The following is a 13,340-nucleotide window of genomic DNA, read 5'->3' as shown; positions in this document are numbered from 1 at the left end:
CGCCCGGTGCGGCTACGCGGCGCGCGGGGCGGGCTCGGCCTGCTCGTCGGCGGGCTCCTCGGCGGCAGCGCTGGGCACGGCGGCGAGAACCGGCGCGGTGTCGAGCTGACGGCAGTCCACGCACAGCCCGCGCCGAACCTGGCGTATGCCTGCGCACTGCTCGCACGCTCCGGCAACGGCGGTCACCCGGGTGGCGGGCTGCTCGCTCGGCGCGGCGGGCTCGGGCAACGGGTGGGCCTGCACCCAGGCGGCGACGGTGGCGCGCTCGCGTGGGTCGGCGTAGCGGTTCCACTCACGGCGCAGGATGCCGCGCGCGCTGGTTCCGGCGCGCTCCGCGATGAACGCGCACCGGGCTTCGATGGCGTCCGCCCGGGTGTGATCGGCGGGCAGTTCGGGAATGCCGGGGCGGCCGGATTCCCGGCAGTCTCCGCACAGTCCATCATCACCGTGACCGGCGCGTACCCGGTCGGTGACGACATCGGCGGCGGCGCGCTCAAGCCAGCAGGACACGCACGGCAGGCCGCGCGTGTCGGGAACTCCGGCCTTGTCGTAGTCCAGTCCAGAGGCGTAGACCTGCGCGTCCTGCGCGCGGTCGTCGCGGTCCTTGATCTGCTGACCCTCCCTCACTCCGGCGCGCTCGGTGAAGTAGCGCACGGCGGCGGCCTCCTGGCTGGCCTGGCGCTGGGTGCGCTGGGCCTTGCGGCGGTTTGGGTCGTAGCTGCGGCGGCTGTTGCGCGGCGCGCGGTAGTTGTCGCGTCCGTAGCGGGACGGCGCGGCGGGCTCGGCCTCCGGGCGGTACTGGCCGTTGTCCTGCTCGGGCGCGCACGCGGCGATCAGGGCGCGGTGGGTCTCGTCGGTCGTGCGACGCCATGCGTTGCGCAGCTTCTCCACGGCGATACGGTGCGGGTACTGCTCCAAAGTGGAGGCGCACCGGCCGATCAGGGCGAGCGTTGCGCTGTCGGCGACGTTCAGCAGTTCCCGCATTTCGCGCTTGGCCCGGCGGCTGTCACCCTCCTTGACCAGGATCGCTACCTGAAAAAGAGCATCAGAAATAGTGGTCGTCTTCGACATGAATTGTTTCCCCACTACTGATTTTTGCGAATCACCGGGTTTGCCGTCCCGGTTTTTCTTACAGTCCTTAGTCTAGTGGCCCGTGGGCCTATTTCTCAACCCGAATCGGCCATTTTTACCGCCTAACCATGGCGGCTTTTCGACTATACGCAACCGCTCCACCAGCGGTTTTGACCGCAGGAATAGGCGAGTAACTCTTGCCAGCGCAATTGTTGCATCAAATGATTGCCACCCTTTTTCCTCCCGCCCTCTCGTACGTGCCATTTCTTGTGCCGCAGCAGGCGCGTCAAGGGTGGGCCCCGAAAAATCTTCGGAGCTTGCGGAGAAGAATTTTCGGGTGCCCTTGACGCGCCTGACGTGGCATAAGACCCTTCCGGCACGAGGGGGCCTTAGTGACGCGCGGCTGCCCGGTCGTGGATCTGCTCGGTCGCGTTGGGACCGGCGGCCGGAGGGCTGGCCCGATGCGCGCGCCCTGCCGTCCGTCTCGGCGGGGACGGCACCGCCGGCGAGCCGGGATATGCCACCGCGGTGCCGGCGGCATGGTTACAGTGGGGCTCGCGCCGGGTTCGGGTTGCTACTGAGCCCAGCGAATCCCCGCCGCACCGTGCCGCGCAGCTTTTGCCGGATCGCCGCTCGCGGCGGTTAGCCTTCGGGCTACTGCGCACGGCAGTAGGCGTGCCTGGCTTCGGCCGGGCACGCCTTCGCCGTTTCTGGCGCCTTCTCGCCGCTGCGGGCCGTCCCGCACAGGGTCGACGATGAGCGGTTCGGTCTGCAGCGGCGGGGCGTGCGAGCCGACGTCGTTGAGGTCGGCTCGGGAAACGACGGCCGGGGCCTGTTCGGGGAGCGGGTCAGATGCGACCGGCTCCCCGAACAGGCCGAACAGCGGAATAATCGTCCCGACCCCGGCCGCCATCGCGGCCTACCGGGCTGCGGGACGGACGACGGGGCGGCCGCCGTGCCGACCGGGATGGTTGCGACGGAAGGCCCGCATCCACAGCGTCAGGGTGACCGCGGAACCGGCAAGCATCAGCGGGATCGCCATCGCGGCGATGGCGTGCAACTGGCCCACCGCGACGGCCAGCGGCACGGCGACCAGTCCGGCGGCGGTGAACAGCAGCATCCGGCGGCGAGCGTCGTTGTGCCGGTGCGGGTCGGTGGGCACGAACCACTGCCGGGTCAGCCGGGCGGCGCACGCGCCGACGCCGGCGCCGAGCACGGCGAGCACCGGCAGCCCGGTCAGCCAGGTGCTGCCGGGCTGAAACGCCTGGCCGAGCACGATCGCGATGAGCCCGGCGACCGCGGCGCCGAGCGCAGCACCGAGCCCGGCAGCGCCGATGAGCCTGCCGAACACGACAACCGAGCGGAACCTCATGTCATCCGAGGGTAGGGCACACGACCGACACAGCCGATCGTTTTGCCCTCGCCGTCCAGGTCGCCAGCGGTGCCCGACGCCGGCCGGTGGTGGTCTGCGGCGGTGGCCCGGCCTGCCGTGGCCGGCGTCAGCGGGTCGCACGGGCGGCATCACCTCCCAGCTCGGCGGGCTCCTGCCGGTGCTGGTCGATGACGTGCCGCAGGACCTTCAGGCTGGGCAGGTCCTGCCAGCGGCCGCCGGTCGAGCCGATGCGGGTGAACAGCCGTAGCCGCACGCCCGAGACGTCCCCGGCCGGGTTGGTCGCGTCGAGCTGGTCAAAGCTGTGCCAGGACAGCTGGTAGTGGTGCCGGGGTTCGCGCAGCCCGAGCTGGACGCTCAGGTAGGGCGAGCCGTCGGCGGCTTCGCACCACTGCACGAGGCTGAGCCATCCGGCGTCGCGGGCGAACTCGACGAGATCGCGGGCGGCCTTCGGCACGGCCGGGGCGGCCCGGCCGGATGGCAGGGTCGGCGCCAGGGCGGCGACGCCGTCGTACGAGGTGGAGGTGGTGGTGCCGGTCATGCCCGGTCACCGCCGTCCGTGGTGGTCTGCTGCGCGCGCCGCCGAGCCGCGGCTTCGTCGCGGAGTCGCCGGGCGGTTGCCTGCGGGCTGCGCAGGGCGTCGCGGAAGAACCGCACTTCCTCCGGCCACGCGTCGAGGCACACATCGCACGGCAGCCGTTGCGGATGCTGGCCGGGTCCGGGGTAGTGGACCCACTCGCGGGTGCCTTCGCACAGCCAGCAGTCGGCGCGCCAGAACCGGCACGCTGGGGGACTGCTCGTACCAGCCCTCGCTCGCGCAGGAGGGGCAGCGACACCGGTCGCCAGCGTCGTAGTTCGCCGCGCGCGCCGGGGTGCGTGGCAGCGGGCTGTAGTGCGGGCTGCGCGGGTCGAAGAACATGTAGTAGCGGTAGCCGCCGAAGTCGACCAGGCGGTCGAAGTGGTCGGGTTCGGAGCCGACGGGGGTCGTCATCGCGAGGAGTCCTTCCGATCAGAGGTTTGGGACGGGCTCGGCCGGGCACCTGGGGAAGCGGTGCCCGGCCGAGAGTGAGCCGGGCGCGGCCGCGCTCTCGCTGTCTGCGGCAGCCGCGCGTCCGGCTCGCTTGGTGAGAGTGGTCCGGTCACCAGGCCGAATCGGGGCGACGGGGCGGGCCAGCGGGCCGGGTGGCCGCGGCGAGTTGACGGGCGACCCGCGCGATGCGGGCACGGGGAAAGACGTCGACGACCATCGCGCCGGAGCCTTGGCGGCGGATCGCCAGGCGCAGCGGGGCGACCGCGAGGTGTGGTTCCGGGCCGGGGTGGACGGCGACGTACTCGTCGCGCCACGAGTACGACGCGATGTCGGGGCCAGCCGGACAGGCCTGCTGTACGGGTACCACTCGTTGGCGTAGACGATGCCGGTGTCGTCAACGACGTAGGACCAGCCACCCAGTTCGTGCAGGATGCCGTACATATCGAAGTACTCGCGCGGGTGGAACGGCTCGGGACATGCGGACACGACCTTTCTGTTGGCAGGAAAGGGAAAGGAGGGTGGAAAGAAAGGCGCGGCCGGGCACTCGGTGGGGGTGGACGAGCGCCCGGCCGCGGGTGAGCGGGCAGCAGCGTCGGTGGTGCGGCGCGCGCCTCGGCTCGGCGGGAAGGTCTGCGGCCGTCCGGCGACGACGGCGCGGGCGGCGACGAGGCCCGCAGGACCGGCGGGACGCCGACGGCCCCTGGCCGACGGCTCGCCCTGCGCCCGTGGCGCACGACTACCGCTCCTGCGGGTGTTCGGGTGCACCTGACCGTCGATGTCTGTCAGGTGCTGTCGAAGGTCGGGTCCGGACGGTGAGGTCCGGGCCCGACGCGCGAAGGGGACGATCAGAACGGCGGCTGGTCGGAGAACTCACCACCGTCGGCGGGCTCTCCGGTGCTCCAGGCGTCGTCGCCTGCGGGCGCGCCGTAGCCGCCGCCGGTGCCCCGGTTGACCTTGTTGACCTTCGCGGTGGCGTAGCGCAGCGACGGGCCGATCTCGTCGACGGAGAGCTCGACGACGGTGCGCTTCTCGCCTTCCCTGGTCTCGAAGGACCGCTGCTTGAGGCGGCCCTGCACGACGACCCGCGCGCCACGGGTCAAGGACTCGGCGACGTTTTCCGCGGCCTGGCGCCAGATGTTGCAGCGCAGGAACAGGGCCTCGCCGTCCTTCCACTCGCCGGACTGGCGGTCGAAGGTGCGGGGCGTGCTCGCGACGGTGAAGTTCGCGACCGCCGCGCCGGACGGGGTGTAGCGAAGCTCGGGGTCGGCGGTCAGGTTGCCAACAACGGTGATAACGGTGTCTCCAGCCATGACGTGCTCCTCACGGAATCGGTGATCCAGTTCGCCGACAACCCGTTCGAGCTCCCACATCCCGGTAGTGACCGGGTGGGTCCGTGCCCGAGGGGCTGTCGATGTGCGAATGCCGGATCGGGACACGGCCGGTGGTGCAAGGGTTTGCGCGAAGCGTCGCCGTCAGGCGCCCTTGCGGCGGCGGTCGTGTCCCGATCTGCTCCGCGGAGATCGACGGCCCCGGTACGGACTCACCTGCTCGCGCCGTGCCCTCCCGCTGGCTTGTTTAGGGCAGGTTGTTCTGGCCCCGCCTGGGCAGGGCGTCTCGGCCCCACTTGGGTTTGGACAAGTTGATCTGGCCCACCTTGCCGTGGGTGAACACGCCCACGATGTGGTGAAAGGGGCGCGGTCACTCGTAAGGCTCGGGCAAGGATTGCGCCACGTTGATCACGGTCGTGGCGGGAGGCCGTTGTGGCGCAGTCGCGCGTCGAGTTGTTCGCGAGCATTCGCCGGGATCGCCGGAATGATCCGGAGGTATCGGTGCGGGCGTTGGCGGATCGGTACGGGGTTCATCGCCGGACGGTGGGAGAGGCCCTCGCTAGTGCCCTGTCCAAGCCGCGGAAGAAGGCGCCGCCGCGGGTGTTGGTGTTGGCGTCGGCGCATGGCTGGATCGATGAGATGTTGCGGGCGGATCTGACCGCGCCGTCGAAGCAGCGGCACACCGTGGTGCGGATGTATCAGCGGCTGGCCACCGAGTACGACTTCACGTTGGCGTCGATCTCGACGGTGCGGGACTACGTGCGCAAGCGGCGGCCGGACATCGCCGCGGAGGCGCACAAGCAGCGGGTGCCGGTGGAGGCGGTCGTGCCGCAGCAGCACGCGCCGGGCGCCGAGGCCGAGGTCGACTTCGCCGAGGTGTGGGTGCGGCTGGTCGGCGAGGTGATCAAGTGCCACCAGTTCACGCTGCGGATGTCGTACTCGGCCAAGTCGGTGCACCGGGTGTTCCTGTCGCAGGCGCAGGAAGCGTTCATGGAGGGCCACGTAGAAGCGTTCCGGGTGCTCGGTGGTGTGCCGTTCCGGCATATCCGCTACGACAACCTCAAGCCGGCGGTGCAGCGGGTCTGCTTCGGCCGCAACCGGGTCGAGTCGCAGAAATGGGTGGCGTTCCGAAGCCACTACGGGTTCGAGGCCTTCTACTGCCTCCCCGGCGTCGAGGGCGCGCACGAGAAAGGCGGGGTGGAGCAGGAGGGCGGGAGATTCCGGCGCAGCCACTTGGTGCCAGTGCCCGACGTCGAGTCGCTGGACGCGCTCAACGCGCGCATCGCCGAGATCGAACGGGCCGCGGACGATCGGGTGCTGCACGGGCAGAACACCAGCGTCGGGTTCCGCTTCCGCGAGGAAGCCGAGCTGCTGCGGCCGCTGCCGGCCGAGGAGTTCGACTGCGGCGTCACCCTCACCCCCAAGGTCGGCCGGGACTCGCGGATCACCGTGCGCCAGTCGCGCTACTCGGTACCGGCCCGGCTGATCGGTTCTGGGCCGCGGCCCGCCAGGCCCACGGCGATGCCGACGGCACCCGCGACCCTGATCATCGACGCCCTGCTGGCAGTGCCGAATCTAAGGACGGATGTTAGACCTGGATGCCGAATGTCGCTGAGACAGCGATGCGCCCACTTCGGGTGAACCGGACCTTGCGTGGCCCGTCCTGGCGCACGAGCCATCGATTAAGCAACATGGTGTCCAGGAGTCCGGCGCCCACCGCGCCGGCAAGATGATGCCGTCGCTGACTCCAGTCCAGGCACGACCGCACGAGCGGCCGCCGAGAGGCCTGTGGCGCGACGTCGACACCGATGTCGCTGAACAGCTCCAACCCCGATGTCGTGAGGTGGACCTGTTCGTCGTCTGCAATCAGATACCTGTCGTCGACAAGCTGGCCATAGATGCGCACTGCCACCTCGCCGGCGAGGTGGTCGTAGCAGGTGCGAGCGAACGCCACGGCCGTCGCAACCGGTGGTGCGGGCACTGAGAGTGCGGTTGCGCCCAGGGATTCCAGCATGTCGGCGATCCGGTGATCGGCTATGCGGAAGTAGCGGTGTCTCCCCTGCGCTTCAACCGCCACCATGCCTGAGTCACGCAGTTTGCGGAGATGCTCACTCACCGTGGACGCGCTGACCTGCAGGTGACGGGCGAGTTCGCTGTTGGTGTGGGCGCGACCGTCCATCAACGCCGTCAGCAGTCCGGCGCGCGTGTCGTCGGCGAGCAGCGAGCCGATGACCGCAAGCGGATTGCGTTCCATGAGAACAACGTATCCGCTCGATAGTTCGGCCCGCACCGAAACGTCGGTGGTTAGCGTTGGCTGCAGGAGGTGCCAAGAGTGATTGCGATGATCTTCGAGTTCTGGTTCGACCAAAGCGCGCCCGAGATCTACGAGGAGTACCTGCGTGAGTCCGAACGGGTTCGCGCGGCCCTGGCCGAAGTCGACGGTTGTCACGGCGTGGAGCGGTTCTCGAGCTGCGCTACGCCGGGCAAGTTCGTAGCGATCGGGTTCTTCGATAACGAGGAGGCCGTCACGCGCTGGCGCAACCGTCCAGAGCATCGACGCGCACAAGGCTTGGGCCGAGCTCGCCTGTTCACCGACTATCGCCTGCGCATGGCGGAGCTGGTCCGCGACCACGGCCCGCACGACAGGGCGGAGGTTCCAATGGACAGCCGCCGAGTCCACGGATAGCAAGAAGGGGATTGACGTGTTCGACATCGAGCTGGATTTGACGGATGATCCGGGCTCGCTTGCGGCAGTCGGTGAGGCCTTGGAGCAGGCCGGCGTCAGCATTGAAGGCGGCGGGATGTTCGTTGCCGCACGGAGGGGCGTTGCGCATTTCCTCGTCGAGAACGGCGACGCCGCCGGGCAAGCGTTAGCCACGGACGGGATCACGGTCCGTGACTGCCGTCCGGTCGTCATGCTGCGCTTGAACCAAGACAAGCCGGGTCAACTCGGCAAGGTCTGTCGGGCGATGGCCGACCAGGGGGTCAACATCGACGTGCAGTACAGCGACCATGCTGGTCAACTGGTCCTTGTGGTCGACGACCACGATCGCGGGCTGCAGGTTGCAAGCCAATGGATGGCCGCACGCCTCGGCTGACGACCGGATCCTGCACCCTCCAGCCCCGAACGATTAGGGCCGGCTGCCCACGGAACTCATGCCTGTCGGGGGCGAAGCACCGCGGACACCCGGCACCGCGAACGCTACCGCCCTGCCCAGCCCCACGACGCTCTGCAGCGCCCACGGCCAGCCGGTTCACCCGTCCAGTGGGGCCAAAACAACCTGCTCGCCGAGCGAGCGACCGCGCAAGTGGGCCCAAATCAACTTGTCCGACACCCCTCAGATGGGACCAGCTCAACCTGCTGAAAACACGCTGGCTGGTTCTCGGGTGTCGGCGGTTGCAGGTCACCGGGGTGTTGGGGGGCGATCCGGCTGCAGCAGGGTGCGATCACGTCGAGCCGACCGTCGGGCGCGTCCTCGGTGTAGCGGCGGACCTGGACACCGGGAACGAGCCGGTTGGGGTTGACGTCGTCGGTGGGGCCGTAGGCGGCGGGCCTGTTGCTGCCGCTGCGGGCATGGCGAAGCTCCGTCTCGCGTGGTTCGCAGCGGCGCCCGGTTGGCGACGGGCGCGGACGCGGGGGCTGCGGATCAGGACTGGTCGTCGAGACGACGTGGGTACAGGCCGCCGTCGGCCAGACCGTCGGTGATGGTCTTCTCGGCTTCGGCGGTGGTCCAGCCGTCGATGCCGTCGTGGTGGGCGGCGGCTTCGTGCAGGGCGGCGCGGGCGTCGCCCTCGGCGACGTCGCCGCCGGCGACGAGCCTGCCCAACGTGAACGCGGCCTTGTTCAGGGTGTCGCGCCGCTCGCCGGAGCGGGCGCCGGCGACGTTGTCGGCGACCCGAGCCACGTAGGCGTCGGCGCGGGCGAGCTCGCCGACGGTGTGCCGGCTCTGCCGCGGCACGAACTCGGCGGGATCGGGCCGCAGTGGCGGGGTCAGCCGGGTCACCAGCCAGTCCGGAAGCGGGGCGATCGGTGCGCGGTTGAGCGCCACGTACAGCCCTTCGGCGCGCACGGACCCGGCGGCGATGATGTAGCTGCCGGCGCCGCGGGTGTCGATGCGCCAGCCCAGCCGCGCGACCGTGGGCCGCAGCTCGGGTTCGTCCGGGGCGCGGAAGTACAGGTGCAGGCCGCCGGTCGGGGACTGCACCGTGTAGGTGTGCGACGGGTAGGGCTCGCCGGTGGCCTTGGCCAGGCGGGCGAGGACGTCGCGGCCGTGCCGGGCGCCGGCCCATTCCTCGGGTGGCTCGTGGCCGTGAGCGTCGTCGAGGTCGATCACGTGCAGCCCGGAGGGTCCGCAGGCGATGCCGACGTTCCAAGGCAACGAGGCCCACCGCTCGCGGATGCCGTCCGGGTCGCGGGTGGCGGTGTGCTCCCAATCCTTGACTGCGGGCTTCTTCGACCGCGGCCACAGCGGGAACACGAAGTGTCCGACGCGCGCGACTTCCAGCGCGACGCGCATCAGGCGTTGCGGTGGCAGGGTCTCGCTCGGACTGCTGGTCGGTCTCATCCTGGTCGGTGGGCTCACGGTGGTCTGGTCCTTTGCGATCGAGGGTAGCTCGGAAAAATGCTGGTCAGGCCGGTTTCACCCGATTGATCGAGATGACCGGGGCCAGCGGGCGGCGCTGGTGGAGGTGCCAGCGCACGATGTTGGCCATCCACGGCAACGAGGGCGGATGCAGCGCGAGGCTGTCCTCGGGCTCGATGCCGTTGACGGTCAGACGCCAGAAGTCGCCGTGCGCGCCGTAGGGCGCGGACTCGCGGTGGTCGACGACGGTGACCAGCTCGCCGTCCGGGTCGCGGATCACCGCAGCGATCTCGTGCCCAACCGGAAGATGGGTGGGCACGGCGGCCGGGTCCTCGTGCGGCTGACGTGTGAGCAGGTCGCGGTAGTGCAGCGACACCGGGGTGCCACGCAGCGCTCGGCTGGTCTCGACCAGCACGCCGCGGGCGTAGTTCCACAGGCCGAAGTCGCCTTCGCGGCCCCAGCGGGGGATGTTGCATTCGACGCCGTCGTAGAGCACGTAGCTGCGGTGGTAGTCGGCCATGTTGAACATGCGCGGATGCGACGGCAGCAGGTGCAGTGGGGTGATTGTCACGGTGGCCTCCAGGGGAAACGGTGGATACGAACGAGAGGCAGGCCCGGTCCTGACGTCAGGACCGGGCCTGCCTCGTGCTGGCGGGTCGGTTCAGCTGAACCAGTCGGCATCGTCGGTGACGATCAGCCAGCCGCCGAACACCGCGACCAGGGCGATCAGCGCGGCCAGCCATCACACGATGTCGTGGCCGAACAGCGCGAATCCGCCCATGATCAGCGGTGTCAGCACCGCGGCGAGGACGAGCTTGACGACGAAGCCGAACAGCGCCTCGCCCATCACTGCGCCTGCGCGTACGGGCCGTACAGCGGGGTGCTGCCGGGTTGGCCGGACGTGGCCAGCTGCGGTTTGGGGATTGGGGTCCAGCCCGACGAGGCGCAGACGGAGAACCGGCCGTCGATGGCGATCGCGTCGCCTTTGGACAGCGACCGGTTGCGCCGGTCGCGGTACTCGACCGCGCGGTGGTCCGGCTCGCCATAGGTCGGATCGTCCCCGATGTTGAACAGCTCGAACACGCGCTCGGCGATCTGCTCGTCGCTGGTGCCCGGCGTGACCGCTGGCTCGGCGTAGGCGTAGACCTCGACGAACGAGTCGGTGTCGACATAGCCGAAGGCCATAGCGGTGTGCCGGGTGTTGTGGAACACCCGCACGCGCACCGGCGGCCGCGACGGGGTGAACGGCTCCCGCAACTCGGCGGCGCGCTGCTCGAGTTCGGATCGGTAGCGCGCGTCCTGTTCCTGAAGGTGGGTCAGCAGCGCGATCTGCATGTGAACGCCGGCGGCGTTGATGTCGTTCTCGGTGGTTTCGCCGCGTCCGGCCCGGTCGAGCAGGTACAGCGCCATCTGCTTGAGCCCGTCGGCAGTGTCGGGCGGTAGTCCGGTGCCGTCGCTGTAGTAATTGCGGTAGAGCTCGGACGGCCACTGCGGCCGCTGTGCGCGGCGGGTTTTGAACATGGGTGTCTCCCGTGAAAGTCGTGGTGTGGACGTGAAAACGGCGGCGACCGGGACGCTTGGGTGCGTCCCGGCCACCTGGTGGGGAACCGGTGTCAGGCAACGAGCAGATCGCCGGTGTTGGTGACCGTCGTGCTCGTCACGACCCGCGCCGGAGCGCGGTGGTTGTCGCAGGTCATCCACTCGCCGACCGGACGTACGCCGTCCCGGTCGAATGGGCACCCGCAGTCGAGCTCGCCGATGCTGGCAGTCTGGATCACATCGTCGATGGAATCCATCCCAGTTCTCCTGTTCACTCGGTTTCCGTTGTCGCGCAAGGGGTTTGGTCGGACCCCTTCGCGCGGCTTGACCCCGGTTCGTCGCCGGTGCAGAGTGCGCACGTCCCACCGGCCCGGCGTGGACGCGCTGGTCGGCTGGGTTAGTGGTGGTGGGGTTCGCCGCAGGCGGCTTGGTGCTCGGCCAGCCAGCGCTCGGCGGCGTCGTGGTGTCCGCGGGCGGCGAGCAGCCCGGCCAGGACGTTGACTTCGCCGCAGGTCAGGAGGTCACCGACGTGGCAGGCGAGCAGGCTGTCGGAGAAGACGTCGACGAACGTCTTCACCGGGTCGTAGAACAGTTCTTCGGCGGTGAGCATGGTCCATGGGCTTCCTGTTCGGTAATCGTGCGGGCAGGGGGTGGGCTGTCCGGCCCGAAGCGGTGGCGCTGCGGGCCGGACGGCGGTGAAAGGTGGTCAGAAGACGCGGAAGCCCTCGTACCTGGCCGCGGTCTTCAGTAACGGGATCACGTCGTCGTGAAGGGCCTCCGGATGGGCGTCCCCGGCCTGGATGGAGACCTCGTAGGCGTTCAACGCCTCGACGCACTCCTTGTCGGTGACGTGCCACCCGTCGTTGGAGCTGAACTTGTGCGCGGGGATGCCGCCGATGTACTCGGCGTCCCCGGCACCGTGGTCGGCCAGCATCCGCTCCACGGCCTGGACGTAGACCTTGGCGCGTTCCGTGATCGGTGCCCCGTCGTCGTCGAAGTCGTCCTTGGTGAGGTGATCGGACTCCGGGAAGTCCGGCACGTCGCTCCAGAACGCCATGCCGAGCCGCACCAGCGCCTCAACGGTGGGTGCCATGCCCCAGATGTTGCGACGCAGGTAGGTGTTCGACTCGTCTTCGGGAGCACCCTGAACGACCATGTCGTAGCCCATGCTGGGCTCCTTATCTCTCGGTTTCTTCTCTTCCCTGCGGGCGGGTTTGGTCGGTCCCGCCCGGAGGTCTGGCCGGCGCGCAGGTGCCGGGCTATGCGGTGATGAACTGGCTGGACTCCGCGTCGGCGAACCACTGCCGGATCAGCGCGGCGGCCGCCGGGCTGGCGTCCTGGGCGTTGTAGTCCGCGTTCTCCCGCCACTCGGCCAGCTCGTAGCCGCGGCCGGGGTCGACGACGGTCACCTCGGCCATGCGCGGTTTGCCGTCGAGGAACACCCTCGCCTCGGTGTCGTTGTCGGGGTCGCGGTCGATCACGACCTCGACCCGAGGGTTCGCCCGCGGCCGCGGCGGCGGGGCGGTGAGCAGGTGCTGCGCGACGTCGTGCGGCGGCAGCGGGACGCGGTAGCTGTCCGGCCGTTCGGCGGGCTGCCACAGGTCCTGTGGGTAGCGGTCGCCGAGCACGGTCTCCAGCGTCGATTCGACCACCTTGAGCAGCACCGACAGCTTGTCGCGGTCAGCGGTGCGGTAGTCGGGCAGGTAGGCGCCGGGCACGTCGGCCACGAACAGCAGTTCCTCACCGCTGTCGACGATGTCGAGGGTGACCGACATGTCGCTGGTGTCGACGTCGATGACCAGCTCGGTGGCCTCCGGGAACGGGTCGCGCACCAGTCGCGCGACCTCGAGCAGGTACAGCTCGAACAAGTCGTCCTCGGCCGCGGAGATCGCCGATTCCACGGCGGCGAACCGCTGCGACAGCGGCTCGGAGAACGCACGGGTCAGTTTGACCGTCATGGGCATTTCCTCACTCGGTTTCGTTGCTGTGCAAGAGCTTTGGTCGGTGCCCCTGCGCTGGATTTGTGAAGATCAGTCCTCGGCGCGATCGGATCGGCGCTGAGCAACCTTCCGACGTGCGATCAGCACGACATCTCGATCAGGTCCACGGCCAGAAACGCCACAATGGCCGCGATGAACATCGGAAAGAAGTCACTCCACATTGGACTTATACCTTTTTCTCGGTGCGCAACGGTTGTTGCGGTTCGCGTCCGGTTGCTGGGGTGGATGCGGGCGATCAACGCCTAGATCAGGTCGGGCAGGTACATCAGGACGTCGACGGGGACGGAGATCGTCACGAACACCGCGACGGTTTCCCACATGGGATTTCTCCTTATGTAGCAAACGATGAGGCTGCCTCGATCCGGTGGAGCGCGTCCCGGTGGCGCGGGCAGCGTGCGC

16 protein-coding genes are annotated in these 13,340 nt (G+C 69.2%); 3 read left to right on the top strand and 13 right to left on the bottom strand.

Annotated features, from left to right (window positions below; all coding sequences use genetic code 11):
* Positions 1-12: 12 nt before the first annotated feature.
* From AMYHA_RS25690 to AMYHA_RS12300, 5 genes are all read right to left on the bottom strand, one after another.
* Positions 13-1,071 carry a hypothetical protein gene (locus AMYHA_RS25690; RefSeq protein WP_157362054.1) on the bottom strand — a complete coding sequence of 353 codons (1,059 nt, stop codon included), beginning with the start codon at positions 1,069-1,071 and terminating at the stop codon, positions 13-15.
* A gap of 919 nt (positions 1,072-1,990) precedes the next feature.
* On the bottom strand, positions 1,991-2,443 hold the full coding sequence (locus tag AMYHA_RS12315; RefSeq protein WP_034271125.1) for a hypothetical protein: 453 nt from the start codon (positions 2,441-2,443) through the stop codon (positions 1,991-1,993).
* Positions 2,444-2,570: 127 nt separating this feature from the next.
* A complete protein-coding gene (locus AMYHA_RS12310; RefSeq protein WP_034271123.1) occupies positions 2,571-3,002 on the bottom strand; it encodes a hypothetical protein in 432 nt (143 codons plus the stop codon).
* Between the two features lie 598 nt (positions 3,003-3,600).
* Complete coding sequence (locus AMYHA_RS12305) at positions 3,601-3,858, bottom strand: hypothetical protein (protein WP_034271120.1); 258 nt, start codon at positions 3,856-3,858, stop codon at positions 3,601-3,603.
* Between the two features lie 478 nt (positions 3,859-4,336).
* Positions 4,337-4,801 carry a single-stranded DNA-binding protein gene (locus tag AMYHA_RS12300; RefSeq protein ID WP_034276960.1) on the bottom strand — a complete coding sequence of 155 codons (465 nt, stop codon included), beginning with the start codon at positions 4,799-4,801 and terminating at the stop codon, positions 4,337-4,339.
* A gap of 450 nt (positions 4,802-5,251) precedes the next feature.
* Here AMYHA_RS12300 and istA point away from each other — a divergent pair, with 450 nt between their 5' ends.
* The gene (gene istA, locus AMYHA_RS12295) at positions 5,252-6,460 is read left to right on the top strand and encodes an IS21 family transposase (RefSeq protein ID WP_051399810.1); all 1,209 of its coding nucleotides are present in this window, start codon (positions 5,252-5,254) and stop codon (positions 6,458-6,460) included.
* Here istA and AMYHA_RS28405 read toward each other — a convergent pair.
* Positions 6,408-7,073, bottom strand: coding sequence for an ArsR/SmtB family transcription factor (locus tag AMYHA_RS28405; protein ID WP_034271117.1), 666 nt, complete (start codon positions 7,071-7,073; stop codon positions 6,408-6,410). The genes istA and AMYHA_RS28405 overlap by 53 nt on opposite strands.
* An 87-nt stretch (positions 7,074-7,160) precedes the next feature.
* Here AMYHA_RS28405 and AMYHA_RS28400 point away from each other — a divergent pair, with 87 nt between their 5' ends.
* Entirely contained in the window at positions 7,161-7,505 is a 345-nt protein-coding gene (locus tag AMYHA_RS28400; RefSeq protein WP_157362052.1) for an antibiotic biosynthesis monooxygenase family protein, read from the top strand.
* Between the two features lie 16 nt (positions 7,506-7,521).
* Entirely contained in the window at positions 7,522-7,917 is a 396-nt protein-coding gene (locus AMYHA_RS12280; RefSeq protein ID WP_034271111.1) for a hypothetical protein, read from the top strand.
* A 549-nt stretch (positions 7,918-8,466) separates the two neighbouring features.
* Here AMYHA_RS12280 and AMYHA_RS12275 read toward each other — a convergent pair.
* From AMYHA_RS12275 to AMYHA_RS12245, 7 genes are all read right to left on the bottom strand, one after another.
* The gene (locus AMYHA_RS12275) at positions 8,467-9,402 is read right to left on the bottom strand and encodes a bifunctional DNA primase/polymerase (protein ID WP_231104719.1); all 936 of its coding nucleotides are present in this window, start codon (positions 9,400-9,402) and stop codon (positions 8,467-8,469) included.
* A 46-nt stretch (positions 9,403-9,448) separates the two neighbouring features.
* Entirely contained in the window at positions 9,449-9,973 is a 525-nt protein-coding gene (locus AMYHA_RS12270) for a hypothetical protein (RefSeq protein ID WP_034271108.1), read from the bottom strand.
* 275 nt (positions 9,974-10,248) lie between these two features.
* Positions 10,249-10,923, bottom strand: coding sequence for a hypothetical protein (locus tag AMYHA_RS12265; protein WP_034271105.1), 675 nt, complete (start codon positions 10,921-10,923; stop codon positions 10,249-10,251).
* Between the two features lie 92 nt (positions 10,924-11,015).
* Entirely contained in the window at positions 11,016-11,198 is a 183-nt protein-coding gene (locus AMYHA_RS12260; RefSeq protein ID WP_034271102.1) for a hypothetical protein, read from the bottom strand.
* A gap of 140 nt (positions 11,199-11,338) precedes the next feature.
* The gene (locus AMYHA_RS12255; protein WP_051399808.1) at positions 11,339-11,551 is read right to left on the bottom strand and encodes a hypothetical protein; all 213 of its coding nucleotides are present in this window, start codon (positions 11,549-11,551) and stop codon (positions 11,339-11,341) included.
* A 96-nt stretch (positions 11,552-11,647) separates the two neighbouring features.
* Positions 11,648-12,109: a hypothetical protein gene (locus AMYHA_RS12250; protein WP_034271101.1), complete on the bottom strand. Its 462-nt coding sequence runs from the start codon at positions 12,107-12,109 to the stop codon at positions 11,648-11,650.
* A gap of 91 nt (positions 12,110-12,200) precedes the next feature.
* Positions 12,201-12,899, bottom strand: a complete 699-nt coding sequence (locus AMYHA_RS12245; protein WP_034271098.1) for a hypothetical protein — start codon at positions 12,897-12,899, stop codon at positions 12,201-12,203.
* Between the last annotated feature and the right edge of the window lie 441 nt (positions 12,900-13,340).

The organism is Haloechinothrix halophila YIM 93223 (assembly GCF_000504245.1).
Classification (GTDB): Bacteria; Actinomycetota; Actinomycetes; order Mycobacteriales; family Pseudonocardiaceae; genus Haloechinothrix_A; species Haloechinothrix_A halophila.
Note: the sequence above shows the minus strand (reverse complement) of the source record. Positions and strands in the feature narration are given on the sequence as shown.

Excerpts from the sequence above, each read along its gene's own strand:
- AMYHA_RS25690 (WP_157362054.1), bottom strand. The coding sequence starts at position 1,071 with ATGTCGAAGACGACCACTATTTCTGATGCTCTTTTTCAGGTAGCGATC.
- AMYHA_RS12315 (WP_034271125.1), bottom strand. The coding sequence starts at position 2,443 with ATGAGGTTCCGCTCGGTTGTCGTGTTCGGCAGGCTCATCGGCGCTGCC.
- AMYHA_RS12310 (WP_034271123.1), bottom strand. The coding sequence starts at position 3,002 with ATGACCGGCACCACCACCTCCACCTCGTACGACGGCGTCGCCGCCCTG.
- AMYHA_RS12300 (WP_034276960.1), bottom strand. The coding sequence starts at position 4,801 with ATGGCTGGAGACACCGTTATCACCGTTGTTGGCAACCTGACCGCCGAC.
- AMYHA_RS28405 (WP_034271117.1), bottom strand. The coding sequence starts at position 7,073 with ATGGAACGCAATCCGCTTGCGGTCATCGGCTCGCTGCTCGCCGACGAC.
- AMYHA_RS28400 (WP_157362052.1), top strand. The coding sequence starts at position 7,161 with ATGATCTTCGAGTTCTGGTTCGACCAAAGCGCGCCCGAGATCTACGAG.
- AMYHA_RS12265 (WP_034271105.1), bottom strand. The coding sequence starts at position 10,923 with ATGTTCAAAACCCGCCGCGCACAGCGGCCGCAGTGGCCGTCCGAGCTC.
- AMYHA_RS12260 (WP_034271102.1), bottom strand. The coding sequence starts at position 11,198 with ATGGATTCCATCGACGATGTGATCCAGACTGCCAGCATCGGCGAGCTC.
- AMYHA_RS12255 (WP_051399808.1), bottom strand. The coding sequence starts at position 11,551 with ATGCTCACCGCCGAAGAACTGTTCTACGACCCGGTGAAGACGTTCGTC.
- AMYHA_RS12250 (WP_034271101.1), bottom strand. The coding sequence starts at position 12,109 with ATGGGCTACGACATGGTCGTTCAGGGTGCTCCCGAAGACGAGTCGAAC.
- AMYHA_RS12245 (WP_034271098.1), bottom strand. The coding sequence starts at position 12,899 with ATGACGGTCAAACTGACCCGTGCGTTCTCCGAGCCGCTGTCGCAGCGG.